At 45.7% G+C, this 835-nt stretch carries 2 protein-coding genes; both read left to right on the top strand.

What is annotated here, in order from left to right:
• Nucleotides 1-408: DUF58 domain-containing protein (locus tag A3739_RS25290; protein ID WP_156502826.1), on the top strand; the 408-nt coding region annotated here is incomplete at its 5' end.
• Nucleotides 408-835, top strand: a 428-nt coding sequence (locus A3739_RS25285) for a DUF3488 domain-containing protein (protein WP_156502825.1), incomplete at its 3' end; no start/stop codon positions are given. The genes A3739_RS25290 and A3739_RS25285, both read left to right, overlap by 1 nt.

Genomic DNA, 835 nt, shown 5'->3' with positions numbered 1-835 from the left:
GAAGCTGTGTACGTTTATCCTAGACCCTTACCGTCACCCGAAAATACAAGCCTAGAGCGCAATGCGGTTTCAGGATCGGGGCAGATCTCGGGGCAAGAGCTCGATAATGTTAAGGCTTATGATAAGGGCGATAATGTTCGAAGAATTCTCTGGAAGCATTTTGCTAAGCGTGATGAGCTAATAGTTCGCTCGCCAGAGCTTCTTAGCGCGGATCCTGTCCATCTTGAGTATGACTCATATATGCGCTTTGGTAAGGAGTTGGCGCTGAGTTATTTGTGTTTCGATGTTTTTGAGTTACATGAAAGTCGTCTTCCGTTTTCGTTATCCTTGCCAAATGTAAGTGTTGGCGAAGAGCAGGGCGAGCTGCATTTGCGACGCTGTTTGAGGGCTTTGGCGGAGTGTGCTTAATGGCCGAAGTGCAAGTATCCCAAACTGAGGTTCTTGAATTAAACGGCATTCGGCACGGAGTTGTTGGTGTCATGCTGCTTCAGGCCGTGTCATTTTTATCGATCGCGCCAATATGGCTCTTCTCGTGCATCGCCCTGTTTATCGCTTTAGTTGCATTACCAGGTCTGGTTGGTAAGCGCTTGTTAAATGTGATTGTTCTCAGTGCGTCATTCATTGTTTTCTTCCTTGACTATCGACTGGATTATTCCGTTGAAATGGCAGCTGTGTTTCTCTTGTTAGTCGGTTGTATGAAGTCACTAGAGTTGCGTTCTCAGCGGGATGTGCTCATTTTCGTTTATGTGATGTTATATTTAAGCGCAGTATCGATGCTGTTTGAGCAAGGTATCATGCATGTGGTGCTGCAGTTTTGCTCACTTCTCTTTTGTTT

This window comes from Oleiphilus sp. HI0067 (assembly GCF_001635735.1).
The sequence above is the reverse complement of the archived record's forward strand: the minus strand, read 5'-3'. Positions and strand labels throughout refer to the sequence as shown.